Source organism: Enterococcus sp. DIV1937 (assembly GCF_050535975.1).
Lineage (GTDB): Bacteria > Bacillota > Bacilli > Lactobacillales > Enterococcaceae > Enterococcus > Enterococcus faecalis.
In genome coordinates, this window is the sequence record NZ_CP172909.1 from 426073 (window position 1) to 452683 (window position 26611).

Below are 26611 nucleotides of genomic sequence, written 5' to 3' on the forward strand. Positions count from 1 at the left end.
GGTGAGGAAGCATGTTGATTGAAGAACGTTTAGCCAAGATTCAAAAAATAGTGAATGAACAAAAAAGTATTTCCATGGAAGCTTTAGCGGAGCAAGTCTCCGTTTCAAAAGATACTATTCGACGAGATTTAATTCGTTTAGAAAAGGAAGGACATTTAAAGAGAACGCATGGTGGCGCTATCTCAGTGCAGTCTGAAGCAACTATTTATGATTATGCTCAACGAATAATGAAGCATCCAGAGAAAAAACAAGCCATTGCCCAAAAAGTTTGGGCAAATATTCCCAAACAAGCGTCCATTTTTTTTGATTCATCAACCACGGTGGAAGCAGCTATTCGAGCGATGGAAAATAGTCCGATTCACGCGATCACGAACTCTCTCAGTCATGCGCTACTTCTAGCGCAAATGGATCAAACAAAAATTACAGTATTACCTGGGCAACTGCATAAACAACAACTCTTTTTGTTTGGGGCAGAAACAGTCGCTAAGGTTGGGGAATTTGTCCCCGACTATACATTATTAGGTGTGTTTGCGTTATCTGAACAAGGATTATTTATTCACACAGAAGAAGAAGGTCAAGTCAAACGGCGAATGATTCAACAAGGCAAACAAGTCATTGCCTTAGCAGACCAAACGAAATTAAACAAAACGGGTTTATTTAAAATTTGCGAATTAACAGAAATTGATTGTTTAGTGACAGATACACGACCTGATGAAAAATTCTGTGAACAGTTAGCGCAAGCAGGCGTAACGTTGATTGTCGCAGATGAATAATGGAGGATAATAATGAAGCGAAAAATTAATTATACACATATTGCTGAACCTACTGTTTTTGAGAATGTTTTTCCAACGTATTTGACGAATGAAACGATGATGGCGCGTAAGCAGAAAGTATTACAACGAATGGAAACAGAAAAATTCGATCAATTGGTCTTCTATGCAGACAAAGAGCATGGCAGTAATTTTGAATACTTAACTGGCTTTATTCCGAGGTTTGAAGAAGGACTCCTTGTGTTAAATAAGGATGGTATGGCGACACTTATTTTAGGTAATGAAAATTTAAAAATGTGCCAACATGCCCGCATCTCAGCCGATTTAATTCATTATCCAGCTTTTTCGCTACCGAATCAACCAATGGCTGGGGAACAAAAATTGTCGCAGATTTTTGAAACGCTTCTCGATGAAACAGCTCAAAAAATAGGTATTGTTGGTTGGAAAATGTTTACAACACAACAGCAAGAACCTGCTACTATGTTTGATGTGCCATATTTTATTGTCGAAGCACTGAAAAAAGCGCTGCCGAAAGAAGCTCGTTTACTAAATGGGACCCACTTATTGATTGGAGCAAAGGGGGCCCGCACAACAAATAATGCCAACGAATTGGCGCACTATGAATATGGGGCGAATTTGGCTTCTCGCAGTATGTTAAAGGCCTTAAATGCAATTGAAATAGGACAGCGTGAAACGGACATTGGGGCTTTGTTAAATGATGAAGGTCAAACGCCGACGGTAGTAACCATTGCGGCAACTGGTCAACGTTTTGAATATGCAAACATGTATCCGACTGCCAAAGAAATTCAGTTAGGTGATGCCTTATCATTAACTACAGGCTACAAAGGCGGCTTGTCTAGCCGAACAGGTTTTGTTATTGAAAACGAGCAGCAATTGCCAGAAGCGCAACGTGATTATTTAGAGCGCGTAGCAAAACCCTATTTTCAAGCTGTCGTTCACTGGCTTGAAACCATTCGAATCGGACTGTTAGGGCGAGAAATGTACCAAGCGATTGAAGAACAGTTACCAAAAGAAATCTATTACTGGCATTTGAATCCTGGGCATTTAGTTTCGGATGATGAATGGATGTCGTCGCCTATTTATCCAGATTCAGCCATTCGCTTGGAAAGTGGCATGCTCTTTCAAGTGGATATTATTCCTTCTGTACCTGGTTATACAGGGGTGAGTGCAGAAGAATGTGTGGCTTTGGCTGATGAAACATTGCAAAAAGAGATTCAGCAAACTTATCCAGACATGTGGCAACGGATTGCGACACGCAAAGCCTATTTAAAAGAGACATTGAAGATTGATTTACCATCGGAGGTTTTACCAATGTCTAATTTAGTTGGTTACTTACGGCCTTTTTATCTAGCTAAAGACAAAGCTTTGTGTGTAGAAAAACCAGCTCCTAAATGAGTAGGTCCCTTTTTTTGAGTTTCTTTTGGGTCCTATTTATAATCAATATAGCGAAGGAAGAACACCAGAAGAGAGGCGTGATGGTAAATGCACTATCCTGAACATCTGAAAAAAGCAGTTTTAGCTAAAGCGAAAGACTTACCATTAGAAGGTTTTGTGGAAGGGCAAGGCCCGCAACAGCCAAAAGTGATGCTGATTGGGGAAGCCCCTGGAAAAGAAGAAATTAAAGAAAACGTACCATTTATTGGTCGTTCAGGTCAATTGTTGATGGAACAATTACAACAAGTTGGCTTAAGTCGTGAAACGGTGTATATCACCAGTGCGGTTAGGAGTCGGCCTTTTTCTGTAAAAACGAAGCAGATTGCAAAAACGGGAGAAAGAGTAACCAAATTTCCTAATCGAACCCCAACCAAAGAAGAAATCAAAATTTTTGCGCCTTTGCTTGATTGGGAAATCGCTGTTTGCCAACCTGAACTAATTTTGACACTGGGGAATATTGGGTTGCAACGACTTTTAGGACCAAAGCCAACAATCACTGCAGTGCACGGAACGGTCATTCAGTCGCCCATTCAAACATTTGATGAGCAATCACAAAACTATCATTGGACGCAGAAAACCTATCAAATCATTCCACTCTTCCATCCAGCGGCTGTCTTTTATAATTATCGTTTAAAAGAAGTCGTGAAAGAAGATTGGCAAGTGGTTCAAAAACAACTGCAACTGCTTAAGAAAGTTTAAAATGAGAAAAATAAAAGGATGGTTGTTTTTTCGAAGAGAGAATGCTACCCTAGAAGTATCAATAAATAGACAGATTATTTAATCGCTGGGTTGAATAGTTGAAGGATTCTGATTTTTGCGTAAGCCTTGAAGCAAAAAGAATGAGTCCTTTTTTTGTTAGAAGGAGATTTGGGTATGGAGCAAACACAGCAAAACCATTTTACTGCGTTGTTTTATAAAAATGTTCTGTTAGGAATTTTAAGTATGGCGGCGCAATCAATTTTTATTTTGGCGGACACATTTTTCATTGCAAATGGAATCGGCACCGAGGCGTTGGCGGGGCTTAACATTGTCTTACCACTCGTTAATATTATTAATGGATTAGGTTGGATGTTTGGCGTTGGCGGCGCTACGTTGTTTTCGACCACGGTTGCGCAAAAAGAAATCAAAAAAGCCAATCAGTATTTTAGTTTAACGATTGGGTTAGTTTTCGTTATAGGGAGTCTCTTTACTTTAGCGAGCTTGACTTTTTCCGATCAAATTATTCGGGGACTTCAGGGGACTGGTGTCTTGTTTGGTTTGGCAAAGGAATATTATATGATTTACCTTAGCTGTTCATTATTATTTATTTTAAACAATTGCCTGATTACTTTTTTAAGAAATGACCATAATCCTCGTTTGGCAACGATTGCTTTTGTCAGTGGGGGAATTGTCAACATTATTTTGGATTATGTCTTTATTTATCAATTTGGGTGGGGTATGGCAGGTGCGGCCATTGCAACGGTGATGTCACCGTTAACAAGCTTAATCCTGATTACGTTGCATAAGTGGTCGCCGCAACGAGTTTTACGTTTTGAAAAGTTTAAAGTGAAATTCCATGATGTTCGAGAAATTATGTCGATTGGTTTTTCTTCCTTTTTAAATGAATTTTCTTCGGCCTTTGTCATGTTTTTATTTAATATTGTTTTGTTAAACTTAGTTGGTCATGTGGCGATTTCAGCTTATGCGATTGTTGCCAACCTCAATATTATTGTGATTGCCATTTTTACAGGGATTGGGCAAGGGGCGCAACCATTACTCAGCCGATACTATGGTTTAGGGGAAACGAAGGTGTTGCGTAAATTTGTTAAACTTAGCTTTATTACGTACTTGGTCGCCGGCTTCCTGTTCTTTTTAATCAGTCAAGTGTTTACGGGACAAATTATTGAGGTCTTTAATAGCGAAGGGAACGACCAGTTGGCGCAAATTGCTAGGACAGCCATCCGCTTATATGCGATTTCCTTCTTGTTTACAGGATTGAATTTTATGGGGATTTATTACTTTTCGGCAGTTCGTAAACCGAAAATGGCGCTAATGATTTCCTCTTTGCGTGGGTTCTTTTTAATTGTGCCAGTTTTATTTATTTTGGTGAAATTACTAGGATTAACCGGTGTTTGGTTAGCCATGCCAGTAGTTGAATTTGTTACGTTTGGACTAATGCTTGTGGGCTACCTTGCGTATCGAAACTATTTGAAAAAAAGAGAAGCAGTAACCTGATGTTGGTTACTGCTTCTTTTTTGCTTAGTTTACATAGTTTTCAGTTAAAGTCATGAATTGTTCCACATCTTTTAGGACTTGATCAATGCCGGCTTGCCAGAAATCAGGTTTTGTTAAGTCAACATTTAAATGTTTTTTCGCTAATTCTTCGCTTGTCATCGAAGCAGTGTCTCTTAATAACGCAATGTATTGGTCTTCAAAAGAACTGCCTTGTTGATTGGCATACGCATAGATACCCATGCTGAATAGATAGCCAAAAGTATATGGGAAATTATAGAAAGGCACATCATCAATAAAGAAGTGCAATTTGCTCGCCCAGAAATGAGGATGATAACTGCCAAGACTATCTTTGTAGCTTTCTTTTTGCGCCGCTAACATTAATTCAGTAATATCTTCTTCCGCTACTAAACCTTTTTGGCGCGCTTGATAAAAATTATTTTCAAAGATAAAACGCGCATGAATGTTCATAAACATAGCAATGGCATTTTGCATTTTTGTGTCTAAAAGGTTAATCTTTTCAACATCTGATTTGGCCTCTTTTAAGGTGGCGTCAGCAACAATCAATTCTGCAAAGGTACTAGCTGTTTCTGCTACGTTCATGGCATACTCTCGATTCAATGAAGGTAAATCCCACATCACGCTACTATGGAAAGCGTGACCTAATTCATGGGCTAAAGTAGCTACTTCGTTGATTGAATTGCCAAAGGTCATGAAAATCCGCGACTCTTGTGTTTCAGGTAATTCTGTACAATACCCCCCAGGACGTTTGCCTGGACGATCTTCAGCTTCAATCCAACTTTTTTCAAAAGCCATTTGGGCAAAATCGGCCATTTTCGGACTGAATTTACGGAAATTTTCTAAAATAAAGGCAGCGGCTTGATCAAAGGAATACGTTTTTTCTTCTAAATCACCTAAAATAATTGGTGCATCTTGGTCTTGCCAATCCATTTTTTCTTTGCCGAATAATTGCGCTTTGCGCGTTAGAAAGTCGACGAATGGTTGTTTATTTTTTTGGATGGTTTCCCACATAACCGTTAATGTTTCTTGACTCATTCGATTATAGTTTAAGGGATTTTCTAAATAATCTGTAGTGCCATGCAATTTGTAATCAGATAAACGGAACCCATCCAAGTGATTTAGGGTGTCTGCCAAAATTGAAGCTTTGCCACTCCAAGCTTTCTCCCAGGCTGTAAACAAACGTTGACGAACCTTTTTATCAGGATCTCCCATCATGCGGTTAAAGGCTTGGCCTGCAGATAGTTCTGTCACAGAGCCATCTTTTTCTTCAAAAGGAATCACAATGGAAGCAACAATCGTATCGTAATGTGTACTCCAAGCATTTAAACCATCTAGAGAAAGCGTATTGATGATATTTTCTTCTTGTTCGGAAAGCAGTTTTTTTCCATCACGGCGTAATTCATTTAAGCGAAAAGCCATTGTTTTGAACGGTTCTTCGGCTAACAGGGCTTGCCAATGTTCTGCTGAAATCTCGGTGATTTTTTTAGTAAAAATGGTTTCAGCTAATTGAATCGCTGGCAACAGATTGTATAAATCGCCTGATAAAATTTTGGCCTTGGTATCATTAGTATTAGCAGAAATTAAAGCAGTTAAAAAACTATTACATTGTGAAAAGCCATTTGAGATTTTCCCTTGTAACGTTAAGATTTCAGCAAATTGTTCTTTGCCTTGGGCACTTTCTGGTGTCCATTCTGTGATTAATTGATGGTACTCTTTTGTCTGTTCGGTTAATTGAGTCATTCGTTGGCTAAGTTCTTTGGACTCGCTCCCATTGGGGAAAATACTGTCTAAATCCCATGTAATAGAATAGGTCATATCCAATCCTTCTTTCATTTTTTTCTTTTCAGTATATCATAAGACCTAAGAGAAGTTGTTTCTTTTTCCCTCGAAACCGACTATAATAAAAAAGAATTTTCCGTGGCAGACACGGGGCAACTTGAAACCAAGAAAAGAGGATTATATGAAAAATTATTTGAAAGATAGTAATTTATATTTAGTCATTGCGTTTGTTATTATGGCCATTTTATTTTTCAGTTCATCACAGACGTATGAACAGCAATCACAAGTTGGTCTTTTAGATAAACTTCTGGGCAGTCATCCTTTTGAAGAACAATTAAAAAACATTTCTTTTCAATATGCTGGCAGTGAAGTGAGCATTCAAGCTAGTGGTTATAGTAAATTTGTTGAATTTTTTATTCGTAAGGGAGCCCATTTTGGTACGTATTTTCTATTAGGTGGTAGTTGGTTTATTGGATTAGTGCCAAGAATCAAAGGTCTGTTTTTAACAGCTGTTGTTTCCTGGCTAGCTGCTACTGGCTATGCAGGTTTAGATGAATTTCATCAAATGATCACAGGCGGAAGGACCCCTCTTTTTCAAGATGTTATGTTGGATGCCATGGGTGCTTTGACAGCCATCGTTATTTGTTTGGTGGTTCATGGTTTGAAGAAAAATAAAAAAAGAAGACGCTAATTTAGAAGAGCTTCGTTTATTCGTCAGAACGGTGGGTAAGCGAGGGTCTTTTTTTGTAGCGCTTGTTCCTAACTGAAAAGAAGAGTAGAATAAAGGAGAATAGTAACGAAAAGTCAGGAGGAATCAAGGATGTCAGGACACAGCAAATGGAGCAACATTCAAGGGCGTAAAAATGCGCAAGATGCCAAACGTGGGAAAATTTTCCAAAAAGTTTCAAGGGAAATCTATATGGCGGCAAAAGCAGGTGGCCCTGACCCCGCAATGAATCCTGCTTTACGTTTAGCAGTCGATAAAGCTAAGTCAGCCAATATGCCCAATGATAATATTGCTCGCGCCATAAAAAAAGCCAGTAGTGCTGGTGAAGGGGAACATTATGACGAGGTAACTTATGAAGGATACGGGCCAGGTGGCGTGGCAGTTTTAGTTCATGCACTAACAGATAACCGCAACCGAACGGCCACCAATGTTCGCGTCGCGTTTACTCGAAATGGTGGCTCTTTAGGTGAAACGGGTTCGGTTAATTATATGTTTGATCGTAAAGGCTATATTGTCATTAAGCGAGAAGATCATGCAATTGAGGAAGACGACATGCTAGAAGTCGTTTTGGAAGCAGGCGGCGAGGATTTAGAAACATCACCAGAAGTATTTGAAATTTACACAGCACCAGAAGATTTTACAGCGGTTCGCGATGCTTTAGAACAAGCAGGTTATTCATTAGCACAAGCTGAATTAACAATGGTTCCGCAAACCTTACTAACCTTGAACGATGAACAAAAAGCGCAATTAGAGCGCTTGGTTGACAAGTTAGAAGACGATGATGATGTGTCAGAAGTATTTACCTCTGCAGAAAATCTATAAAATAAAGGGATGCTTGGCGTCCTTTTATTCATAAAATGAAAGCGAATACAGAATGGAGGGCATTTTGAAAAAGAGAATTTGTTTACAAGCAATCAGGGAAGAAGCGGAAGCCTATTATCGTAACGGTGATTTTTATTGCTCGGAAGCGATTGTGGCGACCATTCGGCAACACTTCGATGCGGAGATTCCCATTGAAGCTGTGGCCATGGCTTCTGGGTTTCCTGTAGGTGTTGGAGGAGCGAAGTGTATTTGTGGTGCTCTTTCAGGCGGGGTTATGTGTCTGGGCTACTTTTTTGGTCGGACAGAAGCCAAAGGAGAACAAGTAAATAAAACGATGGCTTTAGCCAACGAATTGCATCAAAGTTTTCGACAAAAGCATCGAGTGGTTTGCTGCAGTATTTTGACAAGTAAAATGACGATGGGTTCACCTGAACATATGGAACAATGCATTGGCTTTACTGGAGAAATCGCTGAAACAACCGCAAAAATTATTGCACGAGAACTTGCTTACGAATTAGTCTAGTAAAAAATGAGAGAGGAGCAACCAGATTCATTCACCTGAATCTGGTTGCTCCTCTCTCATTTAATGCGTAATCAATTAACCAAGTACTTTTTCATAAGCTTCCACTTGAGATAAGACACGTTGGAGCTGTAATTCATTTTCAATATAGTTGATTGAATTACCTAAATCTTCTTGGCGGTTTGTTTCTAAACGATCGACTTCTTTTTTTGCTTCGTTCAATAAGTGTAGAACTTCTTCCTTAGATAACATGTACTCACCTCCTTGCGCAGTTCATCTACTATTAGTGTACTCCTTTTTTTCAAAAAAGGGCAATAATAGGATATTAAAAAACAAAAATAGCGGTCCTAACCGCTATTTTTGTTTACTCATGGCGTTGTTGTGCTAAAATCGCTTCGATTCGTTCTCTTTGATCTGCCAAAAAGTGAGGCAAATAAAGGGGGATTTCATCAAAGTTTGAGCTTTGATTTTCATAGGCTTCGGCATCTAGCAGGCCTTTTTGTGTGGCTACTTCAAATAACAAGTGGTTCGGTTCTCTAAAATACAATGATTTGAAAAATTCGCGGTCTTTAATTCCTGAGTTTGTAAAATTCTTTTCCTCTAACAGGCTATCAACTTGCGTTAATTCTTGCGTATCTTCCACCCCAAAGGCGACGTGATGAACGCCACCAATTCCTTCAATGGCAAGCGGATTGGTACGATCATCAATGATGTGCACCTCTTGATAAAACTGTGGATGATGATTTTCCAGAACGGTTACTTCATGCGCAGTTTCAAAAAAAGGTACTGTTTCTTTTTCATGCCAATGTAAATAATCCACTAAAGGTTGTTTGGTAGCTGCGGCATATTGGACGCGTAATTGAATTGCATCAATGCCTAAAATTGCATGTTCTACTGGAATTTCAGCATGCTCAGCTGGAAAATAATCTTCCGCATTTTCAAATTCACGTAACGGAACAAGCGCCATTTGCGTATTATCGGGCGCTTCAAAACGCAAAATTGGGTGTTGGTTAAATGTTTCCACACCATAGTGGCAGATACCCGCTTGCTCAAGACGTTCTGCCCAAAAATCCAAAGAGGCGCGCGTTGGTACTTTTAAAATAGTTCGTTCAATTGTATTTGTCCCAAATGATTGATCTTGGCCATCATTCAATTCAAAAAAAGTTAATTCGGTACCTGTTCGTTGCTCATTATCTGAGAAAAATAAGTGATACATGGTGTGGTCATCTTGGTTGATCGTTTTCATTAGTAATTTTAATCCCAGTGTATTATGATAGAAGTCAAATGTAGGCTTTATCAATCGATTTAAAATAGAGATGTGATGAATTTGTGCATACATAGTAAAATTCCTTTCTTGGAGGTTTATTAAATGAAACAATTTTTTCAAAAAGGGTCGAAACCTAATCAATTAGTTGTCGCTTTCCATGGTACTGGTGGCAATGAATATCAATTATTAACCACCATCGCAACCCTTTATCCAGAAGCGAGTGTTCTAAGTTACTTAGGAACAGAAGGTGTAGGCGAACAGCGACGCTTTTTTGCGCCATTAGTCAATGGAGCATTACCTCGTGCTAACTTTGATGAGCGAGTGACGGCGTTTCTAGAAGAAGTTTGGCAACCGCAAAAGTTATACGATGAAGTTATTTTTATAGGGTACTCTAACGGTGCCAATTTTATTTTAGGCCTGTTAGAAAAGAACCCGACTATTGCTAACACTGTTATTTTACTGCATCCAAGCAATTTAGGCTATCAATATGTATCTGGTGAGTTTGCGACAAAAGTGATTGTCACAACAGGGGCTCAGGATGAGTTGAGTATTCCGGGACAAGTTCTTTCTTTAGCTAATCAATTAAAGAAACATTTTCCAGTCGACTTTTTACTAGTGGATGGCGGTCATGGGTTATCGGAAGAAGAAGTAACGAAAATAAAAGAAGTTCTTTAAAAAACAAGCTGCAACCTTTGTTGATAAGTGGTTGCAGCTTGTTTTTTTCATGTGTGTTTAAATGATTTAGTTCTTTTTATTAATGAAAGCTTCCGCAAGGGCAAAGTCTCCTGCGTAAGGTTCATCTACGCCGTTTACTTTTTGATAAAGGTCGGCGCCTTTACCAGCTAAGACAATCGCATCATCAGCCGTTGTGCTTAAAGATAATGCGTGAGCAATTGCTTCGCCACGATCTAAAATGGTGTAAACAGGCATTTCTTTGGTAATATGGGCTTGAATTTCTTGGCAAATTTTTGCTGGATCTTCACTGGCTGGGTCATCGGTTGTTAGGACTGCAACATCAGCCAATTCAGAAAGAACCCTACCAAAGTCTTTGCGGCGAGAAATCGCTTTGTCTCCCGTGCTACCGACAAGAACAATTAAGCGGCCGTCAGGATGTTCTTCACGGACAAAGGTTAAAAGATTCTTCAAACTGTCATAGTTATGAGCGTAATCAACATAGACGGTTGCACCGTTGGTATTCGTTAAAGATTCCATCCGGCCAGGGACGGTGGTTGCTGCGATCCCTTGTTGGCACTCTTCTTTTGAAGCTCCCACAAGGACACTAGCAATCGCCGCACTTAACGCATTACCTTTGTTAAAATCACCACCTAAACGAAGGTGATAAGAGCCAGCCAATCCTAACGCATCTGCAGGACTTTCAACGATAAAACGTAAGGAATCCTCTGAAGAAACAGCGAATGAATAGTCAACTTCTGGAGCCGGCTGACTGCCATAGACAATGGCTGGGACTTTTTGCTGTTGTGCAGTTTCTTTAAGTAATGGAAAATAATCAGCTTCGTGATTCAACACAATGACTTTAGAATGTGTAATCAATTGACGTTTGCAATAAAAGTAATCGTCAAAGGTTGGATGTTCAATTGGACTGATATGGTCGGGGGTAATGTTTAAAAAAATGCCGACATCAAAAAATAGCTTGTAGACACGATTAGTTTTGTAGGCTTGGGAAGAAACTTCCATAATAAAATGAGTCATCCCGTTAGCAACAGCGGTTGCCATCATTCGATACAAGTCCAAAGATTCGGGTGTAGTCAAGGCAGATTTAAAGAATGTTTTGCCATCTAATGTCGAATTCATGGTAGAAAGCAAGGCTGTTTTTTGTTGTGTAGCAACATCTAAAATATATTTGGTGAAATAAGCCGCTGTTGTTTTACCTTTGGTTCCAGTAAAGCCAATCAGTTTTAATTTATTTTGTGGATAATCATAAAAAGCCATGCTTAACACAGCCATTGCTTTTTTAATGTCAGTCACGATAATTCCTAGTTGTGCAGGAACCTCATAAGGCACCTCAGAAACATAGATTTCTAGGCCGTCTTTTACAGCATTTTCTAAATAGATTTCTTTAAAGTTTAATCCTTTACAAAAAAAGAGTGTTTCTGCTGTTACGTCTCTCGAATCGTAAGAAAGAGCCGTTACTTCTCGTTGACCTAACGTGTCGGAAAGAGTCAAGTGCCAGCCTTCTGGTGAAATAAATTCTTTTAATAAATCTTCTTTTTCTAAGCAATCGCGAATTGCGAATAATGAAATCGTCACTTTTTTTGCCTCCAAACGTTTCAACGAAATTTCAAAACTGATGTCATTATAGCATTATTTTTCTTTTAAAAAAACCATCTCGTTAGCGTGAGAAAATCCATGAGAAATGTTAAAATAGGATAATTCTTCGAGAAAGTCGTTGCATATCCCAAGATGAACAATTAAAATAAAGAAAGCATACTCAAAGAATATTGGAGGACAAAATGATCAATCAACCAAATTCAGTTGATCAACCAATCCTGACGAACCAAGAAAAAATGGTCAAAGGCTCAGCTTGGATGACAGCTAGTAATATTATCTCCCGCATGTTAGGGGCGATTTACATCATCCCCTGGTACGCTTGGATGGGCGAGCACGGAAACGAAGCGAACAGTTTGTTTTCAATGGGGTATACGATTTATGCCTTATTCCTAATGATCTCTACCGCCGGAATTCCAGGTGCGATTGCCAAGCAGACCTCGCATTATAATTCATTGAACGAATATAAAATTAGTCGACAGCTTTTTTATCGTGCCTTACAACTAATGGGTGGCTTAGGTGTGGTTTTTGCTATTGTGATGTATTTGGCATCTCCGGCATTAGCAGCTTTGTCTGGCGGAGGTCCTGAATTAGTTCCAACGATGCGTTCATTAAGTTTAGCCGTTTTAGTTTTCCCAAGCATGAGTGTCATTCGCGGTTATTTCCAAGGAAATCAAGAAATGATGCCCTTTGCTTTATCACAAATTGTTGAACAAGTAGCACGAGTTTTTTACATGTTATTAACTGCTTTTATTATCATGAAAGTCTTTGAAGGTAATTACGTTACAGCGGTGACCCAAGCCACTTTTGCGGCATTTATTGGGATGCTCGCAAGTTTTGCGGTTTTAGGTTATTACATGTACAAACAAAAACCATTATTTGATTATTTAGAAGAACACAGCGCCAATGAACATGAAATTGCTCCAAAAGAGTTATTGATTGAAACTTTTAAAGAGGCGATTCCTTTTATCGTAGTTGGCTCAGGGGTGACGGTCTTTAAACTTGTCGATCAGTTTACTTTCTCAAACTTTATGCGTTTGTTTACGGATTATTCAGATACCCAATTACGAGAGCTTTTCGGTATTTTTAATGCCAATCCGGACAAATTAACCATGATTGTCGTGGCTTTAGCAACTTCGATTTCGGCTACTGGATTACCGTTGATTACAGAAGCGGTCACCTTAAAAAATCACCGTGAGTTAGCGCGTTTGATTAGTAATAATTTACAACTTTTTGTGTTTGTAATGTTGCCAGCAACGTTTGGTATGATTGTTTTAGCGCAACCACTATACACTGTTTTTTACATGCCAGATGCTTTAGGCACTTCTTTATTAGTGCAAGCTTGTTACGCTAGTTTATTCTTGGGCTTGTATATGTTAGTGTCAAATATGTTGATGGGGATGTATGAAAATCGTGACGCAATGCGTTATTTAGGAATTGGTTTAGCAGTGAAATTAATCGTGCAATTCCCCGCAATCCGTTTATTTGAAGTTTACGGTCCGTTATTAGCAACGATGATTGGCTTTACGGTTTCTTGCGTATTGATTCTAAGAAGAATTCGTCAAGTGACACGTTTTAATTACAAATTAACCTTACGGCGAACATTGTTAATGTTCTGTATTACAGTCATCATGATGATTATCGCTTTGATTTTCCGTCAGTTCTTGTATCTATTTTTAGATCCAACTAGACGTTTCCAAGCCTTCATTATCGTTGTAATTGTGGCTGCTGCAGGAGGCGCTTTTTATGGCTATTCGGTCTTGAAGATTCGCTTAGCTGATCGTTTATTAGGGAAAAATGCCGCAAAATTACGTGCAAAATTCAATATTAAATAATAGCTGATTGAACTCCTTTCAGCAGATTCTCTTAAGAGACAAGGCTTGAGACATCGATCGATTCGATTTATGTCCCAAGCTATTTTTTTAAAGGAAAGAGGAATGACGATGCGTTTAGATAAATTTTTAGCCGATGTTGGTATCGGTAGTCGTAAAGAAATCAAACAATTGTTAAAGAAAAAAGTCGTTACGGTGAATGGTGACGTCGTAAAAGAAGCCAAAACACAAGTAAATGAAGAAACAGATCAAATTGCCTTGATGGGAGAAATTCTTACGTATCAGAAATTCTTTTATTACATGTTGCATAAACCACAAGGTGTCATTTCTGCGACGGAAGATCAGCGAGATGAAACGGTAATTGACTTGTTAACTGATCAGGATTATCGTGCCGACTTGTTCCCAGTTGGTCGATTGGATAAAGATACTGAAGGCTTGCTTCTATTAACAAATGATGGCCAGTTAGCGCATCAATTATTATCACCCAAAAAGCATGTGGATAAAGAATATTTAGCTGAAGTTGAGGGACTTGTGACAGCGGAAGATTGTCAACTGTTTGCGCAAGGATTTGCCTTGAAAGATGGAGAAATGGTTAAACCAAGTCGTTTAGTCATTGAGACGATCAATGAGGAAGAAGGGACTTCCGTAGTCCGTTTAGTGATTCAAGAGGGGAAATTCCATCAAGTCAAACGGATGTTAGCCACTGTAGGCAAACCTGTGACGTATTTAAAACGACTACGAATGGGCGAACTATGGTTGGATGAAACGTTAGAACTAGGGGGATATCGGCCCTTAACAGAAGCCGAATTGCAACAACTACAACCTAAACAATCATACCTCAATTAAAATAAACAAAAACCCAGCCCTTTCTGCGGAAAAGATAAAAATTTTCTCGAAAAATAGTGTCGGGTTTCTTTCTTTTTCTGCATAAAATGGTATGATTGACTATGTAGAACTTTATGAATAGGAGTGACAACAAATGACAATTGATTGGACAAAAGAAGTCGAAGCACGTAAAGACGACTTATTAGAAGATTTACAAAACTTATTACGGATCAACAGTGAACGTGATGATGCACAAGCAACACCTGAAGCGCCCTTTGGACCTGGGCCAGTTGCTGGCTTAAAACACATGTTAGCGTATGGTGAACGTGATGGCTTTACGGTGAAAAATGTCGACAATTACGCTGGACACATTGAATATGGTGAAGGCGACGAAACGTTAGGGATTTTTGGTCATATGGACGTTGTTCCTGCTGGTGATGGTTGGGAAACAGATCCTTATGAACCAGTCATTAAAGATGGCAAAATTTATGCACGTGGTGCAAGCGATGATAAAGGCCCAAGTATGGCTGCTTATTACGCAATGAAAATTATCAAAGAATTAGGCTTACCCGTGTCTAAAAAAATCCGTTTCGTAGTAGGAAGTGACGAAGAAAGCGGCTGGGGCGATATGGATTACTATTTCCAACATGAAGAAGCGCCAGACTTTGGTTTCTCACCAGATGCTGAGTTCCCAATTATCAATGGGGAAAAAGGAAATGTGACTATTCGTTTAACTTTCCGAGGCGGTAACGGTGCTGATTATAAATTAGAAAGCTTCAAATCTGGTTTACGTGAAAACATGGTTCCGGGAACAGCAGATGCTGTTGTAACGGCTGCTTCAGCAGACGAAGCGGCTTCACTAGCTGCTAGCTTTGAAACATTCATCAAACAAGAAGCAAAAATTTCAGGTAACGCAGAACTTTCAGATAAAACAGTGACTTTCCATGTAGTTGGTAAAGGTGCTCACGGTGCTAGCCCACAATCTGGAATTAACGCAGCGACTTTCTTGGCAACTTTCTTAAATGATTACAGCTTTGCAGAAGGCGCATACAGCTTTATTAATACCATTGCTGAATTTATCCATGAAGATTTTTATGGCGAAAAATTAGGTGTGGCTTTTGAAGACGAAAAAATGGGTAAATTGACAATGAACGCTGGGATTGTTAACTTTGATCCAGAAAATCCTGAAAATAGCTTAGTAACATTAAACTTCCGCTATCCAAAAGGAACTTCAGCAGAAGAATTACAAGCAAAAGTTCAAGCAACAGTCGGTGAAACGGTCACTGCAACACAAGGAGATCGCAACCAAGAACCGCATTATGTACCAGTTGATGATCCATTGGTGGCAACGTTACTACAAGTTTACGAAGACCATACAGGCGAAAAAGGCCAAGAACAAATCATTGGTGGCGGTACTTATGGCCGCTTATTAAAACGTGGTGTTGCCTATGGCGCAATGTTCCCTGGCTACACAGACACAATGCACCAAGCCAACGAATTTATGGAATTAGATGACTTATTCCGAGCAGCTGCTATTTATGCAGATGCGATTTATCGTTTAGCGAAGTAAAGTAAAAAAGCTGTTTTCGATTTTCGAAAACAGCTTTTTTTGCAATTTTTGCCTTTTAAAAACCCAAAATCAGAACCGTCAATTTACTGAAAATTTCTTGCAAATCAAAGGATCCCACGATACGATAAATAGGAGAAAAGGCAATGAGTGAAACACTTATTGTTAACTATTTAATCAAAGGACGTGTGAAGATGAACGTAGAAGAATTAGTTCAAAAAGCAAAAGATTTAATTGGAGAAGGCAACGTGGAACATGCGCAACAATTCATTGAAGAACATAAAGATGAATTAGGCGAACACTATCATAAAATTACAGCGATGTTAGCTGATACAACGACCGATGGTTTGTTTGATAAAATTAAAGGATTGTTTCAATAGTCGTAATTAAAAAGGCAAAACACAGTTAACCACGCACTGTGTTTTGCCTTTTTTGCCATGTAAAGTTTGACAACATCAACAAATAGTAAAAGATATTACCATACAATAAATATAGATTCGTTATTTTAAGGAAAGTAAAGAAATTAAGGTAAGAGATTCTTAAATAGATAATGTTATTTTTGTTATGTATATAATTCTATTAGTTTACAAAAACTATAAATACCCCTTTTTTTAAGAAAATAAGAATGGTAAACTTTAAGTAGCGGTATTCAGTTTGATTAATTTGAAAGCGATTACTTTCTGGTTGTAAACAAAAAAAGCGCCGAAACAGCGCCACTTTACAGTTGATTACGGTTAAAACCTTATTTTAACTTGCTATGTTGTTTAGAATAGTCCCAAAAGAACTTAACTAAATTATAGCATAGAATAAAAATCATTCAAGTAGTAATTTAAAAAAAGGAGTGGAAATAAAATGAAGAAAGACTACGTTATTGGGCTGGATATAGGGACTAATTCTGTCGGCTGGGCAGTTATGACAGAAGACTATCAGTTGGTGAAGAAAAAAATGCCTATTTATGGAAACACTGAAAAAAAGAAAATCAAGAAAAATTTTTGGGGTGTGCGTTTATTTGAAGAAGGGCATACAGCCGAAGATCGCCGATTAAAAAGAACAGCACGACGAAGAATTAGTCGTCGACGGAATCGTTTACGCTACTTACAAGCTTTTTTTGAAGAAGCGATGACAGCTTTGGATGAAAACTTTTTTGCTCGTTTACAAGAGAGTTTTTTAGTGCCTGAAGATAAGAAGTGGCACAGACATCCGATTTTTGCTAAGTTGGAAGATGAAGTAGCTTACCATGAAACGTATCCGACAATCTACCATTTACGCAAAAAATTAGCAGATTCATCTGAGCAAGCAGATTTACGACTAATTTATTTGGCGTTGGCACATATTGTCAAATATCGTGGACATTTTTTAATTGAAGGAAAATTAAGTACAGAAAATATTTCTGTTAAAGAACAATTTCAACAATTTATGATCATTTATAACCAAACCTTTGTGAATGGAGAGAGTCGCTTAGTTAGTGCGCCATTACCTGAATCTGTCTTGATTGAGGAAGAGTTGACTGAAAAAGCTTCTCGTACTAAAAAATCTGAAAAAGTCTTACAACAATTTCCTCAAGAAAAAGCTAATGGCTTATTTGGTCAGTTCTTAAAGCTAATGGTAGGGAATAAAGCTGACTTTAAAAAAGTTTTTGGTTTGGAAGAAGAAGCCAAAATAACTTACGCTAGTGAAAGCTATGAAGAAGATTTAGAAGGCATTTTAGCAAAGGTTGGGGATGAATATAGTGACGTGTTTTTAGCTGCTAAAAATGTGTACGATGCAGTTGAATTATCAACGATTTTAGCAGATTCGGATAAAAAAAGTCACGCGAAATTATCTTCTAGCATGATTGTCCGTTTTACAGAACATCAAGAAGATTTAAAAAATTTCAAACGATTTATTCGTGAAAATTGTCCAGACGAATATGATAATCTCTTTAAAAATGAACAGAAAGACGGCTATGCAGGCTATATTACACACGCAGGTAAGGTTTCACAGCTTAAATTTTACCAGTATGTTAAGAAAATCATTCAAGATATTGCTGGAGCAGAATATTTTTTAGAAAAAATTGCTCAAGAAAACTTTTTAAGAAAGCAACGGACCTTTGATAATGGGGTGATTCCTCATCAAATTCATTTGGCTGAGTTACAAGCAATCATTCATCGTCAAGCGGCCTATTATCCATTTTTAAAAGAAAATCAAGAAAAAATTGAACAACTGGTTACATTTCGAATTCCTTATTATGTCGGACCATTATCAAAAGGAGATGCAAATACCTTCGCTTGGTTAAAACGTCAAAGTGAGGAACCAATTCGTCCTTGGAACCTTCAAGAAACCGTTGATTTGGACCAATCAGCGACAGCCTTTATTGAACGAATGACCAATTTTGATACGTATTTACCTTCTGAAAAAGTTTTACCGAAACATAGTTTGTTATATGAAAAGTTTATGGTATTTAATGAATTGACCAAGATTTCTTATACGGATGATCGAGGAATCAAAGCCAATTTTTCAGGTAAGGAAAAAGAAAAAATCTTTGATTATCTGTTTAAGACGCGTCGAAAAGTTAAGAAAAAGGATATCATTCAATTCTATCGAAACGAATATAATACGGAGATTGTCACGCTTAGTGGACTTGAAGAAGACCAATTTAATGCTAGTTTTAGCACGTATCAGGATTCACTGAAATGTGGTTTGACAAGAGCAGAATTAGACCACCCAGATAATGCCGAAAAATTGGAAGATATCATAAAAATTTTAACTATTTTTGAAGATCGGCAACGAATTCGGACGCAACTTTCCACATTCAAAGGGCAGTTCTCAGCAGAAGTACTAAAAAAATTAGAACGCAAGCACTACACTGGCTGGGGAAGATTGTCGAAAAAATTAATCAATGGTATCTACGATAAAGAATCGGGTAAAACAATTTTGGACTATTTAATTAAAGATGATGGGGTCTCAAAACACTATAATCGCAATTTTATGCAACTGATTAATGATTCACAATTATCTTTTAAAAATGCTATTCAAAAAGCACAGTCCAGTGAACATGAAGAAACATTAAGTGAAACTGTCAATGAATTAGCTGGTAGCCCAGCAATAAAAAAAGGAATTTATCAAAGTTTAAAAATTGTCGATGAACTAGTCGCGATTATGGGTTATGCGCCTAAGCGGATTGTTGTCGAAATGGCACGTGAAAATCAAACGACTAGCACTGGCAAGAGAAGATCCATCCAACGCTTGAAAATAGTTGAAAAAGCAATGGCCGAAATCGGCAGCAATTTATTAAAAGAACAACCAACGACTAATGAACAGTTACGAGATACCCGTCTTTTCCTTTACTATATGCAAAATGGTAAAGATATGTACACGGGAGATGAATTATCGCTTCATCGTTTATCTCACTATGATATTGATCATATTATCCCACAAAGTTTTATGAAAGACGATTCATTGGATAACCTAGTTTTAGTGGGCTCTACTGAAAATCGAGGGAAATCCGATGATGTACCTAGCAAGGAAGTTGTTAAGGATATGAAAGCTTATTGGGAGAAATTATATGCTGCTGGCTTAATTAGTCAACGGAAATTCCAACGTCTGACCAAGGGGGAGCAAGGTGGCTTGACTCTCGAAGACAAAGCGCATTTTATCCAACGACAATTAGTAGAAACTCGTCAAATTACCAAAAATGTTGCAGGGATCTTAGATCAACGCTACAATGCCAAGTCAAAAGAGAAAAAAGTCCAAATCATCACCTTGAAAGCTAGTTTAACGAGCCAATTTCGTTCGATTTTTGGCTTGTATAAAGTTCGTGAAGTGAATGATTATCACCATGGACAAGATGCTTATTTAAACTGTGTGGTCGCAACCACGTTATTAAAAGTTTATCCTAATTTAGCACCAGAATTTGTTTACGGAGAATATCCTAAGTTCCAGACCTTTAAAGAAAATAAAGCCACGGCGAAGGCTATAATTTATACAAATTTGCTGCGCTTTTTCACGGAAGATGAACCACGGTTCACGAAGGATGGCGAAATTCTTTGGAGTAACAGTTATTTAAAAACTATCAAAAAAGAATTAAATTACCATCAAATGAATATTGTCAAAAAAGTAGAAGTGCAAAAAGGCGGTTTTTCAAAAGAGTCGATTAAACCCAAAGGACCATCGAATAAATTGATTCCTGTCAAAAATGGTTTGGATCCCCAAAAATATGGCGGTTTTGATAGTCCTATAGTTGCTTATACAGTGCTATTCACGCATGAAAAAGGTAAAAAACCTCTTATTAAACAGGAGATACTGGGCATTACGATTATGGAAAAAACAAGGTTTGAACAAAATCCTATTCTTTTTTTAGAGGAGAAAGGCTTCCTACGGCCTCGTGTATTAATGAAATTGCCTAAGTATACACTGTATCAATTTCCAGAGGGACGCCGGCGCTTATTAGCCAGCGCTAAAGAAGCACAAAAAGGGAACCAGATGGTTTTACCTGAACATTTACTTACATTACTGTACCATGCGAAACAATGTTTGTTACCAAATCAATCAGAAAGTTTGGCTTATGTAGAACAACATCAACCAGAATTTCAAGAGATTTTAGAGAGAGTGGTTGACTTTGCTGAAGTGCATACATTAGCCAAGTCAAAAGTCCAGCAAATTGTGAAACTTTTTGAAGCAAATCAAACAGCAGATGTGAAAGAGATTGCGGCATCCTTTATCCAACTTATGCAGTTTAATGCGATGGGCGCACCAAGTACGTTTAAATTTTTCCAAAAAGACATTGAGCGAGCACGCTACACGTCAATCAAAGAAATTTTTGATGCCACTATCATTTACCAATCGACTACGGGCCTGTATGAAACACGCAGAAAGGTTGTCGACTAGATGGGCTGGCGAACGGTAGTGGTTAACAAGCATTCAAAATTATCCTATAAAAACAATCATCTTGTTTTTAAAGCAATTGATCACCAAGAATTAATTCATTTGTCTGAGATTGATGTTTTGTTGTTGGAAACAACGGACATTTCGTTAACCACGATGCTATTAAAACGATTAATTGATGAAAAAATATTAGTGTTATTTTGCGATGATAAGCGTTTGCCAATTGGTAAAATTTTGCCCTTTTATGGACGGCATGATAGTAGCTTGCAATTGACACGCCAGTTGGCTTGGACGGAAGAACGAAAAGGTCAAGTTTGGACAGCGATCATTGCACAAAAAATCACCAATCAGAGTTTACACTTAGCGCAACGAGACTATGGTCAAAAGGCTGCTGCTTTGTTAGCTATGCGCGCTGAATTACGTCTGTTTGATCCAGCCAATCGAGAAGGTCATGCAGCTCGAAGTTATTTTAATACTCTCTTCGGCAATGATTTTACACGTGAACAAGAAAATGACATTAATGCTGGTTTAAATTATGGTTATACGTTGTTATTAAGTATTTTTGCTCGAGAGTTAGTCCAGACAGGTTGTTTTACACAACTAGGACTAAAACATGCCAACCAATTTAATGACTTTAACTTAGCAAGTGATCTTATGGAGCCTTTTCGTCCATTGGTAGATCAAATCATTTATGAGAATAGAAAAGAAGCATTTCCGATAATGAAACGTAAGTTATTTGCTTTGTTTATGAATACGTATATGTACAAGAAAAAACAAATGTTTTTAACCAATATTACTACCGATTATACAAAACATGTAGTAAAAGTTCTGAATCAAGAGGAGGAAGGAGTTCCAGAGTTTGGGATATGAGTTATCGATATATGCGTCTATTATTAATGTTTGATATGCCGACGGACACAGCCAGTGACCGCAAAGCGTATCGGAAGTTCCGGAAATTTTTGATTAATGAAGGATTTATTATGCATCAATTTTCGGTTTACAGCAAAATTTTGTTGAATGATACTGCTAATAAAGCAATGTTGGCTCGCTTAAAGCAGAATAATCCGCAAAGAGGACTAATTACACTATTAAATGTAACAGAAAAACAATTTTCTCGAATGATTTATTTGCATGGAGAACAAGACAATCGAGTTGCTAATTCAGATGAACGGATTGTCTTTTTAGGAGAAGAATAGATGAGAGTTAATTTTTCTTTATTGGAAGAACCCATTGAAATTGAAAAAGCCACCTTTTTAACGATTAAAGACGTTCAAACCTTTGCCCATCTAGTGAAGTTAATTTATCAATATGATGGGGAAAATGATTTAAAACTATTTGATGCGCAACAAAAAGGGCTGAAACCAACGGAATTATTTGTTGTTACGGATATTTTAGGCTATGACGTTAATTCGGCTGCTACGCTGAAATTAATCTATGGGGATTTAGAAGCACAATTAAATGATAAACCAGAAGTCAAATCAATGATTGAGAAGTTAACTGGAACAATTAGTCAATTAATTGGCTATGAATTGTTGGAACATGAAATGGATTTGGAAGAAGATGGCATCACTGTGCAGGAACTTTTCAAAGCTCTTGGAATCAAAATCGAAACAACGAGTGATACGATTTTTGAAAAAGTTATGGAAATTACACAAGTACATCGTTATTTATCAAAGAAAAAATTATTGATTTTTATTAATGCGTGTACGTATTTGACAGAGGATGAAGTGCAACAAGTGGTAGAATATATCTCTTTAAATAATGTGGATGTCCTGTTTTTAGAACAAAGGGTGGTCCAGAACAGATTCCAATATATTTTGGACGAAAACTTTTATTTGAGTTATGAAAAAGCTTAAATTGTTATTGATTAGTGGTTCATTCTAAACTGAAATCTAGCTATGGATAAGTGATGCGAGTACGGAACTTTGGAGAAAAAATAATTCTCCGAGGTTTTAGAGTCATGTTGTTTAGAATGGTACCAAAACACTGCTCATTCGTTTTCTCCTCCTAACACGCTGTTTTAGAGTCATGTTGTTTAGAATGGTACCAAAACCAGCGCCGGAAAAGTAGCAAGCCCCACAGTGTTTTAGAGTCATGTTGTTTAGAATGGTACCAAAACACGTGCCTTCAAATCCAAAAAAGGTTTGTTGTTTTAGAGTCATGTTGTTTAGAATGGTACCAAAACTGGCTTGTAATGCCTGAGTTACAGTCTTCTGTTTTAGAGTCATGTTGTTTAGAATGGTACCAAAACAAACACTTCTTCTGCTAAAACAACATTTTCGTTTTAGAGTCATGTTGTTTAGAATGGTACCAAAACATCGTTAATTGATGATGTAGCCAACGCCATGTTTTAGAGTCATGTTGTTTAGAATGGTACCAAAACACCACTTGAACGGAATACTGGAACGTTTTCGTTTTAGAGTCATGTTGTTTAGAATGGTACCAAAACAGGGATTGTTGGGATTAGTGAAACATCTGTGTTTTAGAGTCATGTTGTTTAGAATGGTACCAAAACTGTTCTGTAAGGCTGTAGATCGGCCGGACTGTTTTAGAGTCATGTTGTTTAGAATGGTACCAAAACATTTCCTTTCGTAGTGATCACAAAATTTTCGTTTTAGAGTCATGTTGTTTAGAATGGTACCAAAACACCAGAAATAAAAGTTGACGTAAGTATTGAGTTTTAGAGTCATGTTGTTTAGAATGGTACCAAAACTAAGGGCAAAACTGAAAACGATACAACGATGTTTTAGAGTCATGTTGTTTAGAATGGTACCAAAACGCTAAAGGATTTTTGATGATGTTTTCTCGTGTTTTAGAGTCATGTTGTTTAGAATGGTACCAAAACGGTGTCTATGTTTCGGAAGCCCCTTTCTTGGTTTTAGAGTCATGTTGTTTAGAATGGTACCAAAACTGATGAAAACCGATGGTATTTACTTTCACAGTTTTAGAGTCATGTTGTTTAGAATGGTACCAAAACCACTTGTCCAATATGAATGTGTTGTTCTATGTTTTAGAGTCATGTTGTTTAGAATGGTACCAAAACTTAGTTATTGAACCTCAACGCACACCATTGGTTTTAGAGTCATGTTGTTTAGAATGGTACCAAAACATTAAGTTCGACTGGAAGGCTCTTATAGGTGTTTTAGAGTCATGTTGTTTAGAATGGTACCAAAACTAATCATGAGTGGGGATCGCTGCTTTATGAGTTTTAGAGTCATGTTGTTTAGAATGGTACCAAAACTAATATAGGCGCCTAATCGTTTATAATGAGGTTTTAGAGTCATGTTGTTTAGAATGGTACCAAAACTGTTTTAAATTCATACATAACGAAACATGTGTTTTAGAGTCATGTTGTTTAGAATGGTACCAAAACTTAGAAAAGACGTGACAGAGCAAACAGCGCGTTTTAGAGTCATGTTGTTTAGAATGGTACCAAAACAGGTACAATTTATGGATTGTCACATGTCATGTTTTAGAGTCATGTTGTTTAGAATGGTACCAAAACTGATGAAAACCGATGGTATTTACTTTCACAGTTTTAGAGTCATGTTGTTTAGAATGGTACCAAAACTTATGCAGAAAAATTAGAGCAGCTGAAAAAGTTTTAGAGTCATGTTGTTTAGAATGGTACCAAATCTCTAATGAGCATTCATTACATATGTAGAACGTTTTAGAGTCATGTTGTTTAGTTTTCGCAAATACGATATGATTGATGTAAAAATATCATTGATATGTATAAATATGGTTATTATATAAAAAATATAAGTAACGAATTAAAGCTTTGCTAGAGCAAGTGATGCGATTACGAAATTATTTAATTTTAGAGTCACGTTATTTATTACTTTACGAATAGAGAGTACGATTAGTTAAATATTTAGTTTTACAGCTATGTTGTTATTATATGTGTTGAACGAAGTTATTGATTTTAAAAGTAGTTGTTCCTCCTTTTTTTATATGCTACAATTTTTCTATATTAATCATTAGTTAAATATTTAAGGAGGTGATTATAATAAGAAGGAAAGGATTTAACAAAATAAAAAAAGAAATGGAATATGTTAAAGTAGTTACGAATTTACTAATGGTATCAAAATTTTTTACGCTACAGTCCGATGAAGATTTACATACATTAACTCTGTTTGGAACATTACTTATTTAATATTTATAGACGCTTTGTAATGAATGCGCTTTCTACGAAACTGGATAATAAAAATTGGCATTTTTCAAATGCTACTTTATGTAGTTTACTTTTTTATAGTGGCTATGTATGTTCGCATTTATTTCTTTTGAATAAAAATCACTTATCTATAAATCAAGAATTAATCCCCAATTTATTGAAAATGACACTCCCTGTTTTATTAATATTTCATGCTTTTGTTGTACTATTTGATGATACAAAAAAGTAAAACTGAGGCCCCAATTAAAGTCAAGTTAACCACATTGAAAGATAGAACTTTCAATGTGGTTAAAGATGCTTAATGAGATTCATGAAACATAGAAAGCGGATTAATTTCCTATGCTCTTTATTTGTATATTTTCTTGGGAATCATTATTGATTGTGGATTAAAAAGATAATCCGCTCCCCGTTTCACCACAGGCATATTCGTAATAGCTAAAATGAAGAGGGCTAAGAAGAAAAGTGCCAGGATTCGGAAAGTAAACCATTCTTTAAAGAGTGTGTCTAATTGCAAACCACTTTCCAACAGAATAATTAAGGGCATATGCAAGAGATAAGGGTAGAGGGTATCTTTTCCGAGGGCGCTTAAAGGTAACTTTCGTTTCGGCAATAATGCAAACCAAGAAAGAGACACCAATGCTGCAGCAACGTAAAAGAACAGCTGAATGAAACTACTGTATTCAAAGGCCGGACTAATTTCAGCGTAGGAAGCCCAACCAGTTAAGAAGCCCCAAAATTTCGTTGCCAATGACCATTGACTATTTACAAATAAAAAGGAGCTTAAAATTACGCCTATCGCTGCCCATTTGACTTTGCGATGATCTAAAAAGGTTTGTAGCTTTTGAATATCCATTAAGTAGCCACAATAAAAGAAAGGGAAGAAGCCCAGAGTCCGTCCTAAAGACAAGAAACCTTCCACAGGTAAATAGCCTGAGGCGCAGCCGATAACAATGATGATTGGCAACATGATTTTCGGCTGAACGCGCTGAAGAAAGATGGTAATTAAGTAGAAACTTGCTAAGGAAAGTAAGTACCAAGGAACGCCTGTTTCGTTCAGTAAATCAAAATTCATTTTATTTGCAAAGGCGAAATTAGCAAGCGTAATCAACAACTTCGCTAAGAGATAAAGCCAAACAAAGGAAAGTAAGCGTAGATATTTTCGTTGTTTAATTGCATGTTTACTAAAGAGTCCAGAGACAAAAATAAAGGCTGGCATATGGAATGAATAGATCCAAAAGTTGATCGTTTCCATGAGTCGTGAAGGAGAAGCTTCACGATCTAAAATATGCCCAAAAATCACTAAGAAAATTAAAAAAAGTTTCACGTTGTCCCATTTATAAATTCGCTTGTCGTTTTCCATAACGATCACTCCTTTTAGTAGAAAACAGTTCACTTTTGTTTAAGGCAGAAGAGGACAATTTTTCCATTCATTGAGTAGATAATTGTAGATACGAACCGGCAGCCGTTAAATGAGCCCCACATACTTGCGCTT

General features: G+C 37.3%; 21 protein-coding genes and 1 CRISPR repeat array. Of the genes, 16 read left to right on the forward strand and 5 right to left on the reverse strand.

Annotation, left to right across the window (positions count from 1 at the left end):
* The first annotated feature begins 11 nt into the window (after positions 1 to 11).
* The 4 genes from IGL13_RS02170 (at position 12) to IGL13_RS02185 (ending at position 4439) form a co-directional block, all read left to right on the forward strand.
* On the forward strand, positions 12 to 773 hold the full coding sequence (locus IGL13_RS02170; RefSeq protein WP_002377996.1) for a DeoR/GlpR family DNA-binding transcription regulator: 762 nt from the start codon (positions 12 to 14) through the stop codon (positions 771 to 773).
* A gap of 12 nt (positions 774 to 785) precedes the next feature.
* Positions 786 to 2186: an aminopeptidase P family protein gene (locus IGL13_RS02175; protein ID WP_194180210.1), complete on the forward strand. Its 1401-nt coding sequence runs from the start codon at positions 786 to 788 to the stop codon at positions 2184 to 2186.
* 87 nt (positions 2187 to 2273) lie between these two features.
* Positions 2274 to 2924 carry a uracil-DNA glycosylase gene (locus IGL13_RS02180; protein WP_002355481.1) on the forward strand — a complete coding sequence of 217 codons (651 nt, stop codon included), beginning with the start codon at positions 2274 to 2276 and terminating at the stop codon, positions 2922 to 2924.
* Between the two features lie 174 nt (positions 2925 to 3098).
* Positions 3099 to 4439 (forward strand): MATE family efflux transporter, encoded by a 1341-nt coding sequence (locus tag IGL13_RS02185; RefSeq protein WP_010822530.1) that lies wholly within the window; start codon positions 3099 to 3101, stop codon positions 4437 to 4439.
* Between the two features lie 24 nt (positions 4440 to 4463).
* On the opposite strand, the gene IGL13_RS02190 is transcribed toward IGL13_RS02185, so the two are convergent.
* On the reverse strand, positions 4464 to 6290 hold the full coding sequence (locus IGL13_RS02190; protein WP_002394654.1) for a M3 family oligoendopeptidase: 1827 nt from the start codon (positions 6288 to 6290) through the stop codon (positions 4464 to 4466).
* Positions 6291 to 6417: 127 nt separating this feature from the next.
* Here IGL13_RS02190 and IGL13_RS02195 point away from each other — a divergent pair, with 127 nt between their 5' ends.
* The 3 genes from IGL13_RS02195 to IGL13_RS02205 all read left to right on the forward strand — a co-directional run bounded on the left by IGL13_RS02195 (position 6418) and on the right by IGL13_RS02205 (position 8308).
* The gene (locus IGL13_RS02195) at positions 6418 to 6927 is read left to right on the forward strand and encodes a VanZ family protein (RefSeq protein WP_002355488.1); all 510 of its coding nucleotides are present in this window, start codon (positions 6418 to 6420) and stop codon (positions 6925 to 6927) included.
* A 129-nt stretch (positions 6928 to 7056) separates the two neighbouring features.
* Positions 7057 to 7785, forward strand: coding sequence for a YebC/PmpR family DNA-binding transcriptional regulator (locus tag IGL13_RS02200; protein ID WP_002361233.1), 729 nt, complete (start codon positions 7057 to 7059; stop codon positions 7783 to 7785).
* 52 nt (positions 7786 to 7837) lie between these two features.
* Positions 7838 to 8308, forward strand: coding sequence for a C-GCAxxG-C-C family protein (locus IGL13_RS02205; RefSeq protein WP_002384891.1), 471 nt, complete (start codon positions 7838 to 7840; stop codon positions 8306 to 8308).
* 75 nt (positions 8309 to 8383) lie between these two features.
* Here IGL13_RS02205 and IGL13_RS02210 read toward each other — a convergent pair whose 3' ends face one another.
* Positions 8384 to 8557, reverse strand: a complete 174-nt coding sequence (locus tag IGL13_RS02210) for a hypothetical protein (RefSeq protein ID WP_002355495.1) — start codon at positions 8555 to 8557, stop codon at positions 8384 to 8386.
* A 112-nt stretch (positions 8558 to 8669) separates the two neighbouring features.
* A complete protein-coding gene (locus tag IGL13_RS02215) occupies positions 8670 to 9644 on the reverse strand; it encodes a ring-cleaving dioxygenase (protein ID WP_002361234.1) in 975 nt (324 codons plus the stop codon).
* 30 nt (positions 9645 to 9674) lie between these two features.
* Here IGL13_RS02215 and IGL13_RS02220 point away from each other — a divergent pair, with 30 nt between their 5' ends.
* The gene (locus tag IGL13_RS02220; RefSeq protein ID WP_002358653.1) at positions 9675 to 10247 is read left to right on the forward strand and encodes an alpha/beta hydrolase; all 573 of its coding nucleotides are present in this window, start codon (positions 9675 to 9677) and stop codon (positions 10245 to 10247) included.
* Positions 10248 to 10313: 66 nt separating this feature from the next.
* On the opposite strand, the gene IGL13_RS02225 is transcribed toward IGL13_RS02220, so the two are convergent.
* On the reverse strand, positions 10314 to 11840 hold the full coding sequence (locus IGL13_RS02225; RefSeq protein ID WP_002378005.1) for a UDP-N-acetylmuramoyl-L-alanyl-D-glutamate--L-lysine ligase: 1527 nt from the start codon (positions 11838 to 11840) through the stop codon (positions 10314 to 10316).
* 203 nt (positions 11841 to 12043) lie between these two features.
* Here IGL13_RS02225 and IGL13_RS02230 point away from each other — a divergent pair, with 203 nt between their 5' ends.
* The 8 genes from IGL13_RS02230 to csn2 all read left to right on the forward strand — a co-directional run bounded on the left by IGL13_RS02230 (position 12044) and on the right by csn2 (position 22801).
* Entirely contained in the window at positions 12044 to 13693 is a 1650-nt protein-coding gene (locus IGL13_RS02230) for a putative polysaccharide biosynthesis protein (RefSeq protein ID WP_002364837.1), read from the forward strand.
* Positions 13694 to 13801: 108 nt separating this feature from the next.
* On the forward strand, positions 13802 to 14536 hold the full coding sequence (locus IGL13_RS02235) for a pseudouridine synthase (protein ID WP_002378008.1): 735 nt from the start codon (positions 13802 to 13804) through the stop codon (positions 14534 to 14536).
* A gap of 133 nt (positions 14537 to 14669) precedes the next feature.
* Positions 14670 to 16085 carry a dipeptidase PepV gene (gene pepV, locus IGL13_RS02240; protein WP_002358655.1) on the forward strand — a complete coding sequence of 472 codons (1416 nt, stop codon included), beginning with the start codon at positions 14670 to 14672 and terminating at the stop codon, positions 16083 to 16085.
* A gap of 143 nt (positions 16086 to 16228) precedes the next feature.
* Positions 16229 to 16462 carry a hypothetical protein gene (locus tag IGL13_RS02245; protein WP_002355504.1) on the forward strand — a complete coding sequence of 78 codons (234 nt, stop codon included), beginning with the start codon at positions 16229 to 16231 and terminating at the stop codon, positions 16460 to 16462.
* Between the two features lie 472 nt (positions 16463 to 16934).
* Positions 16935 to 20948: a type II CRISPR RNA-guided endonuclease Cas9 gene (cas9, locus tag IGL13_RS02250; RefSeq protein WP_194180209.1), complete on the forward strand. Its 4014-nt coding sequence runs from the start codon at positions 16935 to 16937 to the stop codon at positions 20946 to 20948.
* Positions 20949 to 21815: a type II CRISPR-associated endonuclease Cas1 gene (cas1, locus tag IGL13_RS02255; RefSeq protein ID WP_430604619.1), complete on the forward strand. Its 867-nt coding sequence runs from the start codon at positions 20949 to 20951 to the stop codon at positions 21813 to 21815.
* Complete coding sequence (gene cas2, locus IGL13_RS02260; protein ID WP_002364833.1) at positions 21812 to 22141, forward strand: CRISPR-associated endonuclease Cas2; 330 nt, start codon at positions 21812 to 21814, stop codon at positions 22139 to 22141. Before cas1 ends, cas2 begins: the two co-directional genes overlap by 4 nt.
* Positions 22142 to 22801, forward strand: a complete 660-nt coding sequence (csn2, locus tag IGL13_RS02265; RefSeq protein ID WP_002378012.1) for a type II-A CRISPR-associated protein Csn2 — start codon at positions 22142 to 22144, stop codon at positions 22799 to 22801.
* A gap of 93 nt (positions 22802 to 22894) precedes the next feature.
* Positions 22895 to 24582: a CRISPR direct-repeat array (repeat unit 36 nt; unit sequence GTTTTAGAGTCATGTTGTTTAGAATGGTACCAAAAC).
* Positions 24583 to 25465: 883 nt separating this feature from the next.
* On the opposite strand, the gene IGL13_RS02270 is transcribed toward csn2, so the two are convergent.
* Positions 25466 to 26479, reverse strand: a complete 1014-nt coding sequence (locus tag IGL13_RS02270) for an acyltransferase family protein (RefSeq protein ID WP_002381241.1) — start codon at positions 26477 to 26479, stop codon at positions 25466 to 25468.
* Positions 26480 to 26611 lie beyond the last annotated feature (132 nt).